Source organism: Hymenobacter qilianensis (genome assembly GCF_014638675.1).
In the GTDB taxonomy this organism is placed as follows: Bacteria; Bacteroidota; Bacteroidia; order Cytophagales; family Hymenobacteraceae; genus Hymenobacter; species Hymenobacter qilianensis.
In genome coordinates, this window is the sequence record NZ_BMFN01000002.1 from 1590621 (window position 1) to 1610123 (window position 19503).

Here is a 19503-nt window from a genome sequence, read left to right on the forward strand (position 1 = left end):
TTCTTTCCCTTTTCATGCTTTTTCAACGCAATTTCCTGGGCTTGGCGCTTGCCGCCGGCATTTTGGGCCTCGCTTCCTGCAACAAGGGCGGCGGTGATTTCACAAAGGCCAAATCCGGCTTTGAGTACAAACTTTTCAAAAGCGAAGGTGGCAAGTACTCCGAGCGTGAAGTAGCCCCCACCGGCGACCCAACTTATAAAGACCGTTTGGGCAAGATTCTGGCCCTCAACGTAGAGTATCGCACCGCTAAAGACTCGGTCCTCTTCAACTCGCGCAAAGCTCAAATGGGCGTACCGATGCGCATTAAGCTGGAAGAGCTGAAGACAAAAGGTGGCTTGGAAGAGGCGCTCTCTTTGCTTCAGCCCGGCGACAGCGCCGTGTTCCGCTTCAACGTGGACACCATTTTCGCTAAGTCTTTTAAGGCTCCCGTACCGCCTTTTATGAAGAAAGCCGGCAACACGATGACCATGTTCGTGAAGGCCGACAAGCTTCAGAGCGAGCAGGAGGCCATGGCCGACCAGCAGAAGATGATGGAGGAGCAGCAGAAGAAAATGATGGCGTATGCTGAAGAGCAAATCAAGAAAGACGACGTCATCCTGCAGGACTACATCAAGAAGAACAACCTGAAGGCCGAGAAATCTCCTTCCGGCATCTACTACGTAGTAAACAAGGCCGGTACCGGCGCTAAGCCCAAGCAGGGCCAGACCGTGGCCGTGACCTACAAAGGCTCACTGCTCGACGGCAAAGTATTCGACTCGTCGGAGAAGCAGGGCGGTAAGCCAATTGAGTTTCCGTTGGGCGTAGGTCAGGTGATTCCAGGTTGGGACCAGGGTATTGCCCTGCTCAACAAAGGCACCCAGGCTACGCTGCTCATTCCTTCTACGCTCGGCTACGGCCAGCGCGGTGCGGGCGCCGACATTCCCGCTGATGCCGTGCTCCGCTTCGATGTAGAGCTGGTCGACGTAAAGTAAAAAGCCCCCCAGCCGTCGTGCGCGGGCCTTTGGGCCGGCCACGACGGCTTTTTTTATCATCCATTTTTTGCCTTTATGATTCAGTTGCTCAAGCGCTCCCTCTTCTCCCGACTCGCCATTCTGTTGCTGGCCAGCGTACCGCTGCTCACGGCTTGCGAGAAAGAAACCGACTATGTACAGGAGGATGAGAAAATCATTCAGGAATACATAGCGCAGAATAATATTGCCGGCGCGCAGCGTCAGGAGTCGGGGCTGTACTATGTGCCGACGGTAGAAGGAACAGGTGCAAAGGCTAAGCCCGGACAAACGGTATCCGTGCATTATGTGGGCACTTTACTCAACGGCCAGGAGTTCGACAACTCCGTGAAGCGCGGCAAACCAATTGATTTTCAACTGGGTGTAGGTCAAGTTATTGCTGGCTGGGATGAAGGCATCGCGCTGATGAACCAAGGTGGCAAGGCTATTCTGCTGATTCCTTCAGCTCAGGCTTATGGTCCGCGCGGGGCTGGTGGATCTATTCCGCCAAACGCAGTACTGCGCTTCGATGTGGAGCTGGTGAGCGTTAAATAATCAGGTGCGGCAATACGTTATAAGCTTAGCTGGCTACTTCTAAACACAAAGGCGATACGATGATGAAGACTTTTTCCAATTACCCTTTGCTTAACCGCCTGTTATTGCTGTTACTGGCTGTTGGGCCCTTTTTGGCTGCCTGCGGCGATACCGAAACGGAAAAATACGCTAAGCGGCTGCGTGCGCAGGAAGAAGAATATAAGGGAAAAGACGAGATCAAGATTCAGGCTTACCTGACCAGCAATAACATTACGGAATTCACTCGCATGCCTTCGGGCCTGTTTATGATTCCGATTGTAAACGGCACTGGTCCGCAGGTAAAGGCCGGCAACCGGGTAGCGGTGAAATATCGGGGTACGTTTCTGGAAAATGGCGTTGTGTTCGACAGCTCCTTCGACCGCCGTATTCCGTGTGACTGTGGCGAGTTTCTGATCGGAAGCGGCGAAGTAATTAAAGGCTGGGATCAGGCCTTCGTGGAAATGAAGAAAGGCGACCGCAAAATGCTGATTATTCCCTCCTACTTAGCCTACGGGCCAACCGGCAAGCAAAACGCGACCGGCTCGTATGATATCCTGCCCAACCAAGTGCTCATTTTCGACGTCGAAATCACCGAAATTCGGTGAAAAAGCCCACCACCCCACTTCGCTATTGGCGCTTGGCGCTGCTTATCCTGCTTTTAAGCAGTGCAGGGCGTAGCCAGGCCCAAGCGCCGGCCGATACAGTTCGCACGGCTTCTGGCGTGCGCTACTACATTCATCAGCCCGGCAAAGGTGCTACCGCCAAGGTGGGCGATAAGGTGACGGTGAACTACACGGGCTTTTTGCCCAATGGCAAGCTCTTCGACTCATCGGCTTCGGATGGGCGCCCGTTGCGCTGCCGCGTGGGTCGTGGCGAAGTGATCAAAGGCTGGGAGGAAGTGTTGCAGCTATTACCTGCCGGGAGCCGGGCCCGCGTCTGGATACCCGCCGCGCTGGCCTACGGGGCTAAAGGTGCCCGCAACCCCGACGATGACAGCCGCTACCTTATTCCCCCGAATACCGATCTGATATTCGAACTGGAAATGGTGAAAGTCAACAAATAAAAAAGCCCCCAGCGACGCTGGGGGGCTTTTTTATGGGAAAAAGGGTGCTATTCTCCCAGCACCTCCGACAGCACGGCCAGAGACCGAATGTCGCCGAGCTTTTCGATGTGGAGCTGATAGTAGCGAATGAGTACAGCCAGCAGTTCGCGGCGGACACGTCCATTGGGCACGGTAGCCGTGGCGGGGTCGCGGAGCAACTCGTCGAAGTAATGGTCGAACTCACGGAAACGCAGTATCGTGGGGCCGCTGCTGCTCGTGGCGGGGTTGCTGGCTTCCCCAGCGAAAGCAACCTGAGTCGTTACCTGCTCACCAGACAGGATGCCGAAGCCCAAATAAGACGCCAGCTGAAGCAAGAACACGAGAGCAAAGTTCTCGTAGCCAGTGGTTTGCTTATCAAAAGCCAGAATAGAATCGTGGAGAAAAGTGAACAAAGGCTCGTTTTCTTCTTCCTCAAACACAGTACGGCTCACCACTTCCGACAAAAACAGCACGACACTGCCCTTGCGCACATCATAAGGAATGCTGGCAAACTGCTCGGCGCAGCGAAACTCTGATAAGCGTGTAATGCCGCCCGCCCGCGAGGTGTAGGCCACCAAATCAAGCAGGGTAAAAGGCTGGAACAAGGCAATGCGCCCCGGCGGCTTGGCCTTGCGCACACCGTTCACAATGTAGGTCTGCAAACCCAATCGCTCGGTATATATCCGCGCAATAATGCTGGTTTCGCGGTACTTAATGTAGCTCAGAACCAAGCCACGCGTTTTTATAAGCATTCTCTGTTTTATGTATTATTAGCTATACGAAGTAGAGACGCGTATTCGCGTCTAATCGTTGAAAGACCGGTACTGCGCCAACTAAACAATGTCAGCAACGATTAGATGCGAATACGCGTCTCTACCACGTTCTTGTATTTACCCTTTAAATTGGCTTTTGGCGATAATTAATTAACACCGAATCACGGCAATAAATCACCGCGCTACCACCGCTATTTTGCTTATGCAGGCGTTTTTGCCATCAGCATCAGATGACAAAACCATGTATACTCCCGACTGCACTTTGCGGCCATTATAATCGGCTAGGTTCCAGGTGAGGGTGCCGCCGTTGGCGCGGGTCTGGTAAACGAGTTTGCCGCTTACGTCCGTGATTTTGATGACTGCGTTATTGGCCAGCCCCGATATGCCTACCTGACCCGTAAAATCGGTGCGGACCGGATTGGGGAATACTTTGCCGCACGCCGGCTTGCCTTCCGTAACGGTGGCTGACCCACGATAAGAAACAACCCCGGCATCCGTTACAACAAATACCTCCCCCGTGCGGTCGTTCACGGCCACATCCAGAATACGATTGGAAGGCAGCGGACTGTTGGCGGTGGTGAAATTGAGCAGCGCTTCATCCACGCTCTCCGTGAATAGCCACAAGCCCCGATCGGTGCCAAACCACTTGCGGTTGGCGCCATCCACGGCCACGCACCGCACTACATCGCTATTCAACGCCGGAAAGTTGAGGCTGGCTTGTGGCCCGCGCTGAATAACAGGCTTTAGAAATGCCTCCGCCGAACCAGCTACAAAGGTCTGACTAGGGTCGGTGAGCACAGCCACGCCCGCACTGGTTGTCACCCAGATACTCCCTTGCCGGTCCTTCACCATATCATAGATATCGTTGGAAGGCAGGCCGTTGGCCGTGGAGAAATAGCGCGGCGTGCGCGTGTTTTCGTCGTAGGCAATAACGCCATTGCCCGTCGGCTGGCGTGATGTAGACAGCCATACGTATCCATTATTGTCGAGCACAATGCCATTGAGGTTCTCGACTCCGGCAAAATATGGCAATGAGCGCCATGTGGTAGCTACAGGATTAAAGATGTGCACGCCAGGCACACCCGCAAACTCATGCCGGTTCACTACCCACACGTTCCCCTCCGCATCAGCAGTCAGGTCGGTAATACGAGTGTAGTTCGGGTCGACGTTAGGGAATTTAGGCGGAGCCAGCGCCGTCCTTAACGGGTTGCTGCCGCTTCCAAAGGTGAACTGACGAAAACTACCGGGGCCCTTCCATTCTAGTATGCCATTGCCGTAGCTGCCAATGTACAGCGTGCCATCGGGGGTGCGCACGCCGTGGGATGGGTCCTGAAAATTAGGGTATTGGGTGCGGTCGGGGAGCGTTTGGGGCGTGATGTTGGTCCACTGCCCTTCCTTGTATTCATAGAAGCCGCCGAAAGAGCCGTTTTGTAGAAAACGGTCGGAAAAACCGCCGCTAAAGACGTTCGTGATGCCCGTGCGCGCATCGCTGTACACACTGAACGCTCGGGCGCTGGCGGGCGCGTTCGTTACGAATTTCTCAAACTGCTGGGCACCGGTTGTTTTTACTAAACCATTCTGAAAATCGGCCACGTAAAACGCGCCATCGCGGGAGCGGGCAGCAGCCCGCGTATCACGCAGCAGCGCATTGCGATAGGTCCGAATAGTGCCGCCCGGGTGGTCGAGTACCGACAGGTTATCCAGCCCAACTACCAGCAATCCAGCCCGCGAGGCCGTAAGCTGCCGAAATTGCCCCCCAGCGAAGCCAGCTACTGGTTGCCAGCCTTTGCCTGCTCCGGGGCCGCCTACAAATCGGTACAGTTGGTCGCCATTGGCCCCCGCGTATACTTTCTCATTGTAGGTGGCGAGCGTACGAAACGGATTGCCAGCCCGCGCAGGCAGATCGATGGTCCAGTTGCGGAAGTTGGCGAGGTTATCTGTCAGGCGGCCCCGCAGGAGGCCCGCTGAGGTAGCAGCATATACCGAGTCGCGGAGCACGGTGCTGGCGTAGACTTGCACCGCCTGCCCGCCCGGGCCGATATTGACGTAGGTATCACGCACTTCCAGCCGCGTCATATCGAGCACGACCAAGCCGATACTACATGCTAAATAAGCGCGGGGACCACTAAAATGTATGTGATTAACGGTTTTGGCTTGGGTAATCTGGGCCCGCAGAATATCTGTAATGTTCTGAATAGAGCCATTGGCCCGCAGTACATCCAGGTTGCCGCTGTTATAGGCTATCAGCAGTTGCTGACTAACCGAATCGTAGGCTACCGTGCTGACGCCTACGTCGTTGAGCCCGTCGCGGCGGGAAAGCAGACGGGTTGTGTTTAGCTCCTTATCGAAGTAGAAGAAAGAATTTTCGGTGGCCACATACACCCGCTTATCCGCATCAGTTACCGCTTTGGCCTGGTTGGTGGGCAAATGCAGCTGCCAGTCGCCAAAGCCTACCGGTCCCTGAGCAACAGCCGAGGTCAGGCTACAAAGCCAGACAGCAACGAAGCTGAGCCAACGGCAGGTACGGAGCAGGTAGGTCATTGGCGGAAACTGGAGATAACACGAAGTCTAACTTGTAGCTGCGACGTAGCAGGGCAAAAAAGCCCCCCAGACCTTGCCCGGAGCCACGCTGGTTCTGGCTACAGAGATTCGTGGCTGGCGGCAACCCGCGTTGGAGAGCTTTTTTCCTTCATTCCCTCCAAAAAGCAGGGGCGACAACGCGCTTCGTACGAATCAGTTTCGCCGAGCAAAATCTTATCCTGGGAGGCTGCTATACGGAATGAATACGAAGCCAGCTCGCCGCAGCACATGCACACGGCGTGTACCTTGGTTACGTATTCGGCCACGGCCATAAGGGCGGGCACCGGACCAAAGGGCTTACCGGCGTAATCCATATCGAGGCCGGCCACGATAACGCGGGTACCCCGGTTGGCAAGCTGCACGCACACTTCCACCAGCGACTCGTCGAAAAACTGCGCTTCGTCGATGCCTACTACATCGCAGCCGCTGGTCATGAGCAGAATTTCCTGGGCCAAAGCCACGGGCGTCGAGCGAATGCTGTTCGCGTTGTGCGATACCACATCGTGCTCATGGTAGCGGGTATCAATAGCGGGCTTGAAGATTTCAACGCGCTGCCGGGCAATAGTGGCCCGGTTTAAGCGACGAATCAATTCCTCCGTTTTGCCTGAAAACATGGAGCCGCACACCACCTCGATCCAGCCCCGGCGAGGAGCCTCGCGGTTGGTGCCGACGCGGGGTTCTAGAAACATAAGGTCTTACTATGAACAGCCAGCAGCGAATGATCTGGCTTTGCTTTAAACCTCTAAAGTAAGGGTTTCAGCGTGGAGCTTCAAGAACGGCACCCCGGAAATATCTTCCGCGTAGCGCTAGGCACCTGTGCGTTACCCACTTCTCAACTTTGCTGCCGCATACGATTCTTGAGCGTTATTCGGAGCTGTATGTTACGTGCGGCAGCTTGGTAGCCTCGGGCACACGGGCCGTTAATTCACCCTCAAGCAAACGGGCTTGACACGTGAGCCGCTCATGGGACAGCAGACGACCGGCACGACGGTAACGCAATTCTGCATCGGTATCGGGCGTTAGGTTTTCCGCGCCGCTAAGCACCTCCAAACGGCAGGTGGTGCAGCGGCCTTTGCCGCCACAGGCGTGCATCCAGTCGTGGCCGGCGGCATGCAGGGCCGCCAGCAAAGTGGAGCCAGCGGGCACCGCCACTACAGCGCCCGGCAAGTTTTGCACCGTCAGACTAGGCATCTTTCCTTAAATTGCCGATTGAATCAGGATCTAAAATGAAGGACAAATATAGCCACGCCAAGCGCGAACACTACGGCCGTCGGCTGGCCGCTCACCTCTGCGACCAGCATTTTGGCCCCCAACCCACTGCCACACTCGATGGTCCGGCGGTATTGCGTTTCACCCCTATCCGGCAGGTAAATCTGTTGGTAGTGCAGCAGCTGCTGGCCCAATGGACCGCCGAAATGGGCCGGCTGCGCAGCCCCTACTTCGACTTTGAGGCGCCCGACGTGCGGCAGGCGCTCACCCAGTTTATGAACACGCTTTCGCGCCGTATACGGCTGACGCGGGGGGCTTTTGAGCCCTTATTAGCCCGGGCCGTGGCCGACACGCTCGGGGTAGTGACCGATCCGGTGCTGACGTTTGAGGAGAAGCTGCTGGGCGACCAACCGACCGCTACGGCTGCCCAACTGCGTGATGCTTTGCGTTATCTTGATCTGAATAAGGACTTGTTCGCGGAGTTCGTCGACAGCCTCTCACCAGATGCGCCGCTGGAGCGCGATTTTCTGCTGGAGCGCTTCCGGCTGCACCAGGAGGCTACATACAAAGGTCATCAGCTGATGGAAAGGCTGGTAGCGGAGCTTAGCGCTTTGCTTCCGCTAACTGAGGCTGACTTATGGGCCGATGGCCCCGTACGCGCGCCCGCGGTGCCCGTTGTGGAAGCGCCACGTCCTGCGCCTGTACAGGCGGAGCCTGCGCAGACTGCAGAACCTGTGCGAGTTGCAGAGCCCGCCCGCGTGGTAGAACCCGTGCGTACTGCCGAGCCTGTAGCAGCTGCGGTGTCGGCAGCACCGGCACCGACGCCTGTTCCGGTGCAAAATGCCCCCCAGCCGTCGGTAGCAGCACCTACTTTCGTGCCCACGCCCGCCTTTGTACCTACACCAGCCCCGGTGCCCAAGCCAGCTCATGAACCGAGTGTAGCGCCTGCCCGTCCGCTGACGGGAGCAAGCCCGACCAGTGTACCGCTCTACGAAAAACTAAAAGCGGAGCGCTCTGCTACAGCCCCGCTCAGCGAAACGCTGCGGCCGGAAAAAGCCGGGGCTACACTGGCCGAAAAACCCCCCAAAGTAGAATCTCTGCGTGAGGCCATCTCTATTAATCAGCGGTTTGGCTTTATCAACGAGCTGTTTAATGGGGAAAACATGGAGTATCACACCGCCATTCAGCACCTCGATACCTTCAACGATCCTGAGTCGGCCAAGCGCTACGTGACGCAGGACTTGGCCGCCAAATACGACTGGACGCGCAAGGAAGAGCACGTCGGCCGGCTTCTGAAGCTCATTGACCGCAAGTTTGCGTAGAGTTAGAGAAGCACAAAAAAGGCCCCCCAGCAAATTGCTGGGGGGCCTTTTTTGTGCACTGCATGATTATTTATAAAGCTCTGCTTCTATTTAGCGCACCAAATCCTGCTTGCGGTAGGCGTCGATGGCCAGCATGATAAACAGCAGAATGGTAAAGGACCAGAGCGAGGAGCCACCGTAGCTGAACAGCGGCAGCGGAATACCTACCACCGGCGCCAAACCGATTGTCATGCCCACATTCACGGCGAAGTGGAAGAAGAAAATACTGGCTACGCAGTAGCCGTAAGTTCGCCCAAACACCGATTTCTGACGCTCCGCCACGTATACCAGGCGCATCAGCAGAGCCATGAACAGGATGATAACTACTATACTGCCCATCCAGCCCCACTCCTCGCCTACGGTACAGAAAATAAAGTCGGTGCTTTGCTCGGGTACGAAGTCGAACTTGGTTTGGGTGCCTTCCAGAAAGCCTTTGCCCATCAGTCCACCCGAGCCGATGGCAATTTTGGATTGAGTCACGTTCCAGCCCACACCCAGCGGGTCGGCCGACGGATTAATTAGCACCTCGATGCGTTTGCGCTGGTGGGGCTGGAGCACCTGATTAAAGAAAAAGTCGACGCCAAATACCATCCCGACTACCACCGCCCACACGCTCAGGGCCAAGGGTAAATGGTGGCGCATCACCCGCGAATTGACCAGAAAAACGCCCCCCAGAATAAGGGTGATTCCGCCGATAAGCCAGAGTTTGGGAATCAACAAAGCCAGAATCAGAATGACGCCCGCGGCGGCCAGCACGATGAGAATGAGCGGCGACATACCCTCGCGAAAGTAAGCCAGCAGAAACGCGCCGAACACGAGCGCCTGACCGGTTTCGTTGGAGGCAATAATGAGCAAAGGCGGCAAAAGGGTCATGCCGGCCAGCACGGCTTGGTCGCGCCAGTTCTGATGACGCAGATTGATGCCGGCCATAAAGCGTGATACGGCCAGGGCGGTGGCAAATTTGGCAAACTCGGCCGGCTGCAAGCGCACCGGCCCCAGCTCCAGCCACGACCGCGAACCAGCAATGGGCCGCGCGATGAACAGTGTGACGAGCAGCAGCAAGACCACCACGGCGTAGAAAACGTAGGCAAACGTATCGTAGGCCTTGTAGTCGACGACGACCAGAATGACCATCAGCACCACGGCCGTCCCGATCCAGATAATCTGTTTAAACCAGTTATTGGCCATTAGCTCCTGGAAGCTCTGGCCAGCGAAACCGAGGGGCGCATCGGGTGAGTAGCTGGCGGCGTACACGTTGAGCCAGCCCAAGCCCACCATCAGGGCATAAATGCCGATGGTTACCCAATCGAGGCTGCGACTATATCTGGCGGGTGAAGAGGACATTTTGGGCTATTCAAAAACTACTGTACCGGGCGCTGACTATCTCCTGGTTTCGTCAACGCTTTCGGATAAACTTGGAAGCATCTCCCTCTAACCAGGTTTCCCACTGCGTGCGCTCAACTTTGCGGCGCAGGTATTTCTCGATCATCAGGGAAGCCATAGGAGCCGCAGAAGTGCCCCCAAAACCAGCATTCTCAATAAATACAGCAATGGCGATTTGAGGATCCTCGGCGGGCGCGAAGGCAGCAAAAGTGGCGTGATCGGGGCCGTGGGCATTTTGTACAGTACCTGTTTTGCCCGCTACCGAAATACCGAACTGGGCCAGACTAGCCAGATTGCCGGTGCCGCCGCGGCCTTCTACCACCGCCTGCATACCCGGAATAATGGCGTCGAAATGCTGGGGGTCAATATTCGTGTAATGGCGCTCCCTATACTCTGGCAGCGGGCCGCCCTGGCCAATACCACGCACGAAATGAGGGGTGTAATAATAGCCGCGGTTGGCAATAATGGCCATTATGTTGGCCATCTGCAGACCGGTAATTCCGATTTCGCCCTGCCCGATGCTTAAGGAATAAATCGTGCGAAAGTTCCAGCCGTGACGGCCGTACATCTTGTCGTATAGTTCCGGCGATGGAATAGAGCCCTTCCGCTCCGAACCCAGATCGACACCTAGCTGCTGGCCCAGCCCGAATGACATTACCTGCCGGCGCCACTCGGCCAGGCCCAGGCGAGCATCTTCCTTGGGGTTGCTGGAGCGGCCACGCATGATGGCGGTACGCATCACCTGGTAGAAATACGGGTTGCAGCTCTGCTTGATGGCAATGCCGACATTGGTGGGCGGCTCGTGGCGGTGCGTACACTTCACCAACCGCTGGTTGCACGGAAAACTCGTGTAAGGCGTCACCACGCCCATTTGCAACGCAACCAGCTCGTTTACCAGCTTAAATACTGAACCTGGCGGGTAAGTTGCCATCAGGGGACGGTTGAACAACGGCCGCTCGGGGTTATTGAGCAGGTCCATATAGCGGTTGCCCATGCCCTTGCCGCTGAGCCGAGCCGGCTCGAAGTTTGGAGCCGAAACGAAGGCAAGGATTTCGCCCGTTTTAGGATCGAGAGCTACGATGGAGCCCCGCTTCTGGGCCATGAGCATTTCCCCGTATTGTTGCAGTTCGCTGTCGATGCTGGTGTGTAAGTCTAGTCCAGCCACGGAAAGCGTATCGTACTCCCCATCCCGGAAGGCGCCTTTCTCAATACCGCGCACATTCACCATGCGATATTGCACCCCGCGCCGCCCCATTAGCGTCTTCTCGTAGAAAGACTCTAAGCCCGTGATTCCCAGATTGTCGCCTGCAATGTATTTGGCGTATTTGGGGCTTTCTAGCAGCTTAGGGGTAATGGCTCCTACATAGCCCAGGGCGTGCGCCAGATTCTCCGTTTTGTAGGATCGGGCCATGTGCGCCCTAATGCTGAAGCCCGGAAAATCGATCAGATTATCCTGAATAGCAGCCAGCTCCGGCGTGCTCAGGTTCTGTATCAAAGGCGAGGCTTTTACCCGCGAATAGGTTTTGGCGGCTGTTAGAGCGAGGCGAAACTCCTCTACTGGCATCTGGAGAAGCTCGCACAAGCGGACGGTATCGAGCTGTTTTATTTCGCGGGGCACCACCATCAGATCGTATACCGGCGTGTTTTGCACTATCAGCTTCCCGTTGCGGTCGAAGATGAGGCCACGATAAGGCACCTGCACGATGCGCTGCAAGGAGTTGCGGTCGGCGGCCAGCTTATAGCTGCCGTCGAGCACTTGAATGTAAAACAAGCGCGCCGCAAATAGCAGGGCCACGACCACGAAAATGGTCTGCACCACATACTTACGGCCTTCAAGGTATTGCACGAAAGAAACTGGATAAAATGCCCCCCAGCCTAGTATCTGGGTCTACAAAGGTACACAACACAAAGGCTCACTGTCTAGTCCGTAAGACCAGTGGCCCACCCCGGCTCCTACCTACTGCGCCTTCGCGACGGGAAGAACAGCATCTGCACAATCAGCAGCGTAATGCCCGTAAATAAGGTGCTTACTATCACTTTAATTAGCGTAACACCAATGATTTGAAAACTGCCCAATTCAAGCAGAAAAAAGGCGAGATGGTGTATGCTCACCAGCAAAATTAAGTAAACCAGAAACCATTGCCAGCCCATCAGGTGCACATTTACTGCGTCATCGGAATCGTAGCCGTCGCGAGGCGTAAGCAGGCGCAATACCCAAGGTCTTAGGTACATAACCAGTACCGCGGCGGCGGCATGCACCCCGCCCGTATCGTAAAATATATCCATGGTGATGCCCACCATAAACCCCAGAAGCAGCTGCACTACAATAGGAGCGGTAATGGGCAGAAACAGCAAGAAGCCTAGGTAAAAAAAGCACCAACCCAGATCAAACAGCACCAGCTTGCTGGCCACCAGCACGTGCAGCAGCACGTACAGCACCAGCAAAATCAGGTGTAATACTAGTCCGCCGGCTTCTCTCATGGCTTTAGAATCTCGTCTTCTTCCTCTGGTTTAGCACCGGCCCTGGCTTGCAGCGTGTCGCGCTCCGCTTTATGGCGGCTATTTACCACGTACACGTAGGTGAGGCGCGAAAAGTCCACAGCCAGCCGTACGCGTATCGTCCAGAAATCCTTGTCTGGCTCCTTGCTGAAGGCGTCAATTGTACCAATCATCACGCCCTCCGGAAATACAGCATTGTAGCCGGAAGTCAGAACGGTATCGCCACGTATCAGCTCATTCTGCCGCGGAATCTGATCGAGGAGCACGTGGGCCGCGTCGTCGCCCAGCCACTTAATACCGCCTTCGGTACCGTCGCGCTTTATCTTGGCTGAAATAACTGTTTTAGAATGCAATACGGAGGTGGCCGTAGCATAATGCTCACTGGCTACTTTCACCCGGCCCACTACGCCATCAGCAGATAGTATGCCCATGCCCGGCCGCACGCCCTCGCGAGTGCCGGCATTGATGGTTATATAGTTATCCACCCGCCGGCGGGTGCTGCTTATCACGCGGGCCGGAATGAGTGGGTAATCAGGATCGGTGGCGGGTAGCTGGCGCAGACCTAACAAGATGGAGTCACGGCGGGCCGGGCGCAAAGGCTCAACGGGCGCGAGACTATCGGGCAGGCGGCCGGCTAGGTCGGGGCGGTACAGCTGCTGGCGCAAAGCTGCATTCTCGGCCACCAAGCCCCGATTTACGTCGACTAGCCGAAAATAATCCAGCACCTGGGTGCGTATTTCCAGCACCCGGCCGGCGTAGGCATTGGCCGAATTGAAGAATGCGGCCCGCTGGTACGAGCTATTTCTAATCAACAAATACAGACTCAGCACCTCCAATAGCCCGAACACCAGGATGCCCCGGTAGCGGAAAATGAAGGTGAAAAGATTACGCACAGGAAAAGAAGCAAAGAGTTAAATGGTTGAGCTTAACGTAGCAAAAGGCTGGAGACTAAATGACTGGCTGTTCAAAAGCAGAACAAGCAACCATTTAACCCCCAGCCATTTACTTGTTTAGCTGCCTACGAGAGAAGAACACTACGGAAACCCTGCAAGTTCTTAATTGTGGCCCCTGTGCCGCGCACTACAGCGCGCAGCGGATCTTCGGCGATGTGAATCGCGAGCTTGGTTTTGGCTGCCAAGCGCTTATCGAGGCCACGGAGCAATGCGCCGCCGCCGGTAAGGTGAATGCCGTTGTCGTAAATGTCGGCCGATAGCTCTGGGGGGCTAATTTCCAGGGCTTTCAGTACCGCTTCCTCAATTTTGGCCACCGACTTATCCAAGGCAATAGCAATTTCAGAAGAAGTCACTTTGATCACCTTCGGAATACCCGTCATCAAGTCGCGGCCCCGGATTTCGTAGTCGGGAGGTGTAATGTCCAGCTCGGTGAGGGCCGCGCCCACTTCGATTTTGATTTTCTCGGCTGAGCGCTCACCAATCAGCAGGTTATGCTGACGGCGCATATAATCCAGAATATCCTGATTGAATACGTCGCCGGCCGTCTTGATTGACTGGTCGCAGACGATACCGGAAAGGGCAATTACCGCGATTTCAGTAGTACCGCCGCCGATGTCGATAATCATGGAACCTACGGGCTGCTCCACGTCAATGCCAATACCGATAGCGGCGGCCATCGGCTCCTGAATCATCCAAACTTCCTTAGCCCCGGCGTGCTCAGCGGAGTCGCGTACGGCGCGTTTCTCTACTTCCGTAATGCCCGACGGAATGCAGATAACCATGCGGTGGGAGGGCTGAAACAGACGATTGCGCGTGTCAATCATCTTAATCATGCCCTTAATCATTTCCTCAGCGGCGTGGAAATCGGCAATTACGCCGTCCTTCAAAGGCCGAATGGTGCGAATGTTGTCGTGGGTCTTTTCGTGCATTTGCTGCGCTTGCCGGCCCACGGCAATTACTTTATTGGTTGTGCGGTCTTTGGCAATGATGCTCGGCTCATCCACCACGATTTTGTCGTTGTGAATGATGAGGGTATTGGCCGTTCCCAGGTCAATGGCAATATCGCTGGTGAGGAAGTTAAAAAAACCCATTGATTTTTACGGCAATTAGAAGATAATGCGCGGGTTGCGCCACGCAAATAGGGGGCAAAAGTACGGAAGTTTGACGGAAGCGCTACCAGTAAAAATTAAGACCACCCGTAGTCAAACCGGCCCTCTAACGAAAAAAGACCGCCGGAATTGTGGCAAAAAAGCCCCCCAGTATTCCTGGCGGCCTGGTAATGCTTACTTGAGCGTCACGCAGAAAACATTACATGACGCTCTATATTCCAGACAGTTAATGTTTGAAATGGCGCACACCCGTCATCACCATGGCCATACCGAGCTGGTCGCAGGCGGCAATGCTGTCCTGATCTTTGATGGAACCACCCGGCTGCACTACTGCCCGGATGCCCGCCTGGCCGGCAATCTTCACACAGTCGGGGAAGGGGAAGAAGGCGTCGGAGGCCATGACGGCGCCTTGCAGGTCGAAGCCGAACGCTTTGGCCTTTTCGATGGCCTGCTTTAGCGCATCTACGCGCGAGGTTTGGCCTACGCCGGAAGCCAGCAACTGGCCCGGCCGCGCCAGTACAATGGTATTGCTCTTGGTATGCTTGCAGACTTTGGCCGCGAATACCAGTGCCTCGGTTTCTTCAGGCGTCGGAGCCGATTTTGTTACGACCTTAAAGTCAGCGGCGGTTTCGGTCTGGCGGTCGAAATCCTGCTCCACAATGCCGTTGAGAAGGGTTTTGATTTGCTTTGAGGGCAATTTTACCGGCTTCTGGCGTAGCAGAATGCGGTTCTTCTTGCTCTGCAGGATGGGCAGCGCCGCCTTGTCAAACTCCGGGGCAATGAGTACCTCAAAAAACAACTTATTTAGCTCCTCGGCTGTGGCCTCATCTACGGGCTTATTCACGATGATAACGCCTCCGAAGGCCGATACCGGGTCGCAGGCCAGGGCTTGCGCGTAGGCATCGTGGAGCGAATGGGCTTGCGCTACGCCGCAGGCATTGGTATGCTTGAGAATGGCGCAGGCGGGCTGACCTTCCTCAAACTCAGCCATAAGAGCCACGGCAGCGTCTACATCTACTAAGTTGTTATAGCTCAGCTGCTTGCCATGCAGTTGGTCGAAAAGCGCAGATAAGTCGCCGTAGAAGGTGCCGGCCTGATGCGGGTTTTCGCCGTAGCGCAGGGGCGTGGCCGGCTGCCGACTTAGGCGCAAAGATTTGCCCCCCAGGTCGGTTCCCTGGCTTACGTAATTGAAAATCTGGGTGTCGTAGTGCGAGGTGGCAGCGAAAGCGGCCGCGGCGTACTGCCGCCGGTCTTCCAGATCAGTAGCGCAGCTCTTCTGCATGAGAAGCTCCGTCACAGCTTGGTACTGGTCACGGCCACTGACCACGAGCACGTCACGGAAGTTTTTGGCAGCGGCCCGCAGCAAGGAAATGCCGCCAATGTCAATTTTCTCGATCACGTCGGCCTCCGGCGCGCCCGAAGCTACCGTTTCCTCGAACGGGTACAAATCCACGATTACCAGATCGATGGGCGGAATCTGGTGCTGCTCGGCCTCCTGGGCGTCGCCGGCTTCGTGGCGGCGCTGCAAAATGCCACCGAACACTTTTGGGTGCAGCGTTTTGACGCGCCCCCCGAATACGGCGGGAAAGCCGGTCAGGCTTTCTACGGCGGTTACTTCAGCGCCTTGCTGCTCCAGAAACTGCTGTGTTCCGCCCGTAGAGTACAGTTTCACGCCGTGCTGCTTCAGCACCGCTATCAGCGGCTCCAAACGGTCTTTGTAATAAACAGAAATAAGCGCGGAGCGAATGGGCTGAGCTGGCATGGCAAAGGGGTTTGGGCTAAAAGAATGACAGTACGAAGGTAGGCTACCACCTTTGCCCCCACCAAATTCTTTGGGGTACGGAATTATGATACCGCCTTTACTTATCACCAGCGCCTCACTGTAACTGCCTTTTTTTCAATACACACCAAACCAGTAACCGCGCACCACAGTTGAGCTACGTCTATCCTACTGTTGTGTATGCTGGCCGAACAGTTCTCAGCGCATGTTTTGTCTGTTGCCGCTTCTACGGCTGGCTTACCAGCGCCCGCAGAAGCGGCGGCGCAAGTTCCGGCGTCGGGTCGGGAAGGCGGCTTTCCGGTGGCGGAATGCGAGTGGCTGGTATGGTTTAGGCGGTGGCAGAACTGGCCACACAGCTAGCAGGCAGACTTATAAAAAGATCAGAGCAAGCTGTAGAGCCGGAAGATGCGTGATACATCAACAATTTAGATTTCGCACTTAAACTTCCTGGCAGTTGAATTTCACTAAAAAGCCCCCCAGCCGAATTAACGGCTGGGGGGCTTTTTTGGCCGAAGAGAAGTATTAAAACGCCTCGCCTACCGCGAAGTAGATGCTCGGTGCCGTATCAGTGCCGCCGGCATAGTCAAGGCGGACGTTGAGGCGGTCGCGGCGGTTGAAGCGGAAGCGCAGACCGCCACCACCCGCGAATTTGGTACCGTCGAACGTGTAATCAGAAAGCTTGTATCCTACCTGTCCGGCGCTCATGAAAGCAGCCGCGTCAATGCGCCAGAACAGCTTCTGGCGAATCTCTGCTTGAAAGGTCATCATCTGCCGGTCGCGGAAGCGGGTTTCGTAAAGACCGCGCATCAGGTTGGCGTTGTTGTAGATAGCGCCACCCAAATTGGCCCCCAGGCCGCCCATTTCCCGAAATGGCACGTCGCCGGTATGGAGCTGGGTGAGGTATTGCAGGGCCAGAATCGTGTTGTTGGAGCCGAACAAGGGCTGAAAGTGGCGGGCATCCAGCTGGTAGCGCGTAAACTTAAAGTCGCTGCCCAAGGCGCCGCCATTCACCAGCACATGAGCATCCACGAAGTTGCCGCGGTAGGTGGCCAGCACGTTGTCGCGACCATCGTAGAGCAGCGAAGGACCGATACCTGATATCAGCGTATTCTCCCGCTCGCGGGGGGAAATGCGGAAATTGTCGCGCAGGAAAAAATTGGTGCCGCCATCTCGGGCAGTACCGGGGGCCGTTATATCCGTCAGGCTGGTGAGACGGTAGCGCAGACCCACAAACAGATTGGGGGCGATGCGCGGCATTACCTTCTCGTCAAAAACGATCAGCTTAAACTCCAGATCCGACTCGGCATCCTCTCTGTTGTCGTTGCCCACGCCGTAGTAGAACAGCTTCTGGTCGTAGCGGCTCAGCTCGCCCGATAAGAACAGCTTTTCGCCAGGCGTAAAGATGGTGTGCGTAAGCTGAATGGTGCTTTGCTTTTCCTGGCTAAACCAGGCAATCAGGCGCGCGTTCGACTTGCGTACTGTGGTATCGGTACCAAAGCGCCACACGGGCAGAATGGCTGCTCCAGCTGCAAAGCCTGTTTCCTGCTGATAAAAGGCTATCGGCACCGGAATAAAGCTGGGCTTATCGCTGGGAGCGAAGGCTGATTTGCGCGGCTGTTTGAGGCCGGGTGCCGGAGCGGTGGTAGTAGTTGAATCGGTGGGGGTAGTAACTTGCGCGAAGGCGCCGGGGGCTGCCAACACACTCAGAGTCAGCAGCGAATAGAGGAAGCGCATAAAATGGCTTGGTAGAAAGTATGGATAAACCGAGCTCCAGCACAAACCCACCCAAAAGGTAGTAAAAGGCATTCAGTTTTCAACGCTAACGGTTTAGCTAGCCAAACGGTTTTAGATGCCGCCCGCCATCCACAGCATAGAAAGCACACCCGCGAGCATAATCCACTTGCACCAAGCACTCAGCGTGGTAAAATGCAGCCGGCGATCGGCGCGCAACAGGCGCCACGACAGCCCCAGCAATGGCACGAATACAGTAAGCACCAACCATGAGCCGAGCCATTGAGCTTGCCCAAAAAACAAGGCCTGCCCGCTGGCCGCGCCAATCAGCACCAGTAAGTTTAGGAGAAAGAACCCAGCTACCCACTTGGTGCGCGCCACGCCCCACACAATGGGAAGCGTCAGGCATTTGTGCGCGGCATCGCCGCGCATATCCTCCACATCCTTAATGATTTCGCGAACTACTGTGAGCAGGAAAGCAGCCAATGCGTACACCCATACTTCCGATTGGCCAGTGCGTAGTTGCAGTTCCGGTAGCAGCACCAAAGCGCCTGTGAGCGTGGCAATGCTCAGGTTGCCTACCAACGGCAACCGCTTAAACCGAGCTGAATAGCCCCACAGCAGCAGCGCCGAGCCCACATGCACCAGCCCCAATAGCGGCGACAGCGCCCCGGCCACCAACACGCCGATTCCGGTTAGCACCAGGTGCGCCATCATCGCATGGCGGCGGTTAACGACGCGCCCGACTACCAGCCGCCCGGGCCGGTTGATGCTATCTATCTTGACGTCGTAGTAATCATTGATGATATAGCCGGCGGCCGCTACGCACAAAGAAGCCAAGATAAGTAAGCCAAATGAGGACGTGAGGAGCGGCAGCGGCGACGGGAGCAGGCAGGCCCGCACCAGCAGCAGACACAGCCCCATGAGCAGCAGGTTGGGCAGGCGCACCAGCCGCATGACCGGACGCCACCCACGCGGCTCAGTAGCCCCTGGTGCGGATGCAAATGCGGCGGACCCAGCGGAAGACTGCATAACTAGAAAAACAGAGAGGCCCAGTAAAATGCCCCCCACAAAGTAAACCGGCAAATATCTCCCCCAAGCACTCAAAAAGAAAGCCTCTTCATAAAGGAAGAGGCTTTCTGGAAAGTAAAATTCAAGTAGGAAAACCTACACGCGCTTTACGTTTACCGCATTTACTCCTTTGCGGCCTTCCTGCGTTTCGAACTCAACGCGGTCGTTCTGTTGGATTTGGCCCCCGTTAAGACCGGTAATGTGTACGAAGAAGTCTTCCTTCGTATTGTCATCTGTAATGAAGCCGTAGCCCTTCGACTCATTAAAGAATTTTACGGTTCCTGTTTTCATGCAAAAAATAAAAAATGGGTTGAATGGATGATGGGGTAAATATAAATGGATTTTAGAAAAACACAACTCGCCCCCACCAATAGTCCAAACTAAATAACTGCCCCCTTACTCAGCCGTAACGCC

At 55.7% G+C, this 19503-nt stretch carries 19 protein-coding genes; 6 read left to right on the forward strand and 13 right to left on the reverse strand.

The genetic code is table 11. From position 1 onward, the window contains the following. Positions 1-14 precede the first annotated feature (14 nt). From IEW06_RS14425 to IEW06_RS14440, 4 genes are all read left to right on the forward strand, one after another. Positions 15-971: an FKBP-type peptidyl-prolyl cis-trans isomerase gene (locus IEW06_RS14425; RefSeq protein ID WP_187733137.1), complete on the forward strand. Its 957-nt coding sequence runs from the start codon at positions 15-17 to the stop codon at positions 969-971. Positions 972-1046: 75 nt separating this feature from the next. After that, positions 1047-1541 (forward strand): FKBP-type peptidyl-prolyl cis-trans isomerase, encoded by a 495-nt coding sequence (locus tag IEW06_RS14430; RefSeq protein ID WP_187733138.1) that lies wholly within the window; start codon positions 1047-1049, stop codon positions 1539-1541. A gap of 86 nt (positions 1542-1627) precedes the next feature. Next, entirely contained in the window at positions 1628-2164 is a 537-nt protein-coding gene (locus IEW06_RS14435; protein WP_188548466.1) for an FKBP-type peptidyl-prolyl cis-trans isomerase, read from the forward strand. Further along, a complete protein-coding gene (locus IEW06_RS14440; protein WP_188548467.1) occupies positions 2161-2622 on the forward strand; it encodes an FKBP-type peptidyl-prolyl cis-trans isomerase in 462 nt (153 codons plus the stop codon). The genes IEW06_RS14435 and IEW06_RS14440 overlap by 4 nt, the downstream gene beginning before the upstream one ends. Positions 2623-2669: 47 nt before the next feature. Here the strand turns inward: IEW06_RS14440 and recO are convergent, their stop codons facing one another. The 4 genes from recO to IEW06_RS14460 form a co-directional block, all read right to left on the reverse strand. After that, on the reverse strand, positions 2670-3392 hold the full coding sequence (recO, locus tag IEW06_RS14445) for a DNA repair protein RecO (protein WP_187733141.1): 723 nt from the start codon (positions 3390-3392) through the stop codon (positions 2670-2672). 195 nt (positions 3393-3587) lie between these two features. Continuing rightward, positions 3588-5954: a type IX secretion system anionic LPS delivery protein PorZ gene (gene porZ / locus IEW06_RS14450; protein WP_188548468.1), complete on the reverse strand. Its 2367-nt coding sequence runs from the start codon at positions 5952-5954 to the stop codon at positions 3588-3590. 98 nt (positions 5955-6052) lie between these two features. Beyond that, positions 6053-6682 carry a thymidine kinase gene (locus IEW06_RS14455; protein ID WP_187733144.1) on the reverse strand — a complete coding sequence of 210 codons (630 nt, stop codon included), beginning with the start codon at positions 6680-6682 and terminating at the stop codon, positions 6053-6055. Between the two features lie 175 nt (positions 6683-6857). After that, a complete protein-coding gene (locus IEW06_RS14460; RefSeq protein WP_187733145.1) occupies positions 6858-7184 on the reverse strand; it encodes a 2Fe-2S iron-sulfur cluster-binding protein in 327 nt (108 codons plus the stop codon). 35 nt (positions 7185-7219) lie between these two features. Here IEW06_RS14460 and IEW06_RS14465 point away from each other — a divergent pair, with 35 nt between their 5' ends. Continuing rightward, positions 7220-8524: a DUF8457 domain-containing protein gene (locus tag IEW06_RS14465; RefSeq protein WP_188548469.1), complete on the forward strand. Its 1305-nt coding sequence runs from the start codon at positions 7220-7222 to the stop codon at positions 8522-8524. 90 nt (positions 8525-8614) lie between these two features. Here IEW06_RS14465 and rodA read toward each other — a convergent pair whose 3' ends face one another. From rodA to purH, 6 genes are all read right to left on the reverse strand, one after another. Further along, positions 8615-9907, reverse strand: a complete 1293-nt coding sequence (gene rodA, locus IEW06_RS14470; RefSeq protein ID WP_187733148.1) for a rod shape-determining protein RodA — start codon at positions 9905-9907, stop codon at positions 8615-8617. 52 nt (positions 9908-9959) lie between these two features. Then, positions 9960-11792, reverse strand: coding sequence for a penicillin-binding protein 2 (gene mrdA / locus IEW06_RS14475; RefSeq protein ID WP_187733149.1), 1833 nt, complete (start codon positions 11790-11792; stop codon positions 9960-9962). 107 nt (positions 11793-11899) lie between these two features. Continuing rightward, complete coding sequence (locus IEW06_RS14480) at positions 11900-12427, reverse strand: hypothetical protein (protein ID WP_187733150.1); 528 nt, start codon at positions 12425-12427, stop codon at positions 11900-11902. Then, the gene (gene mreC, locus IEW06_RS14485; RefSeq protein ID WP_187733151.1) at positions 12424-13338 is read right to left on the reverse strand and encodes a rod shape-determining protein MreC; all 915 of its coding nucleotides are present in this window, start codon (positions 13336-13338) and stop codon (positions 12424-12426) included. The genes IEW06_RS14480 and mreC overlap by 4 nt, the downstream gene beginning before the upstream one ends. Positions 13339-13463: 125 nt before the next feature. Then, positions 13464-14489 carry a rod shape-determining protein gene (locus tag IEW06_RS14490; RefSeq protein WP_166074171.1) on the reverse strand — a complete coding sequence of 342 codons (1026 nt, stop codon included), beginning with the start codon at positions 14487-14489 and terminating at the stop codon, positions 13464-13466. Positions 14490-14733: 244 nt separating this feature from the next. After that, a complete protein-coding gene (gene purH / locus IEW06_RS14495) occupies positions 14734-16269 on the reverse strand; it encodes a bifunctional phosphoribosylaminoimidazolecarboxamide formyltransferase/IMP cyclohydrolase (RefSeq protein WP_188548470.1) in 1536 nt (511 codons plus the stop codon). Positions 16270-16467: 198 nt separating this feature from the next. On the opposite strand from purH, the gene IEW06_RS14500 reads away from it, so the two are divergent. Further along, positions 16468-16647: a hypothetical protein gene (locus IEW06_RS14500; protein WP_187733152.1), complete on the forward strand. Its 180-nt coding sequence runs from the start codon at positions 16468-16470 to the stop codon at positions 16645-16647. 162 nt (positions 16648-16809) lie between these two features. Here the strand turns inward: IEW06_RS14500 and IEW06_RS14505 are convergent, their stop codons facing one another. From IEW06_RS14505 to IEW06_RS14515, 3 genes are all read right to left on the reverse strand, one after another. Next, positions 16810-18021 carry a BamA/TamA family outer membrane protein gene (locus IEW06_RS14505; protein ID WP_188548471.1) on the reverse strand — a complete coding sequence of 404 codons (1212 nt, stop codon included), beginning with the start codon at positions 18019-18021 and terminating at the stop codon, positions 16810-16812. A 111-nt stretch (positions 18022-18132) separates the two neighbouring features. Next, positions 18133-19050 (reverse strand): geranylgeranylglycerol-phosphate geranylgeranyltransferase, encoded by a 918-nt coding sequence (locus IEW06_RS14510; protein ID WP_187733154.1) that lies wholly within the window; start codon positions 19048-19050, stop codon positions 18133-18135. Positions 19051-19185: 135 nt separating this feature from the next. After that, the gene (locus IEW06_RS14515; RefSeq protein ID WP_133274106.1) at positions 19186-19380 is read right to left on the reverse strand and encodes a cold-shock protein; all 195 of its coding nucleotides are present in this window, start codon (positions 19378-19380) and stop codon (positions 19186-19188) included. Positions 19381-19503 lie beyond the last annotated feature (123 nt).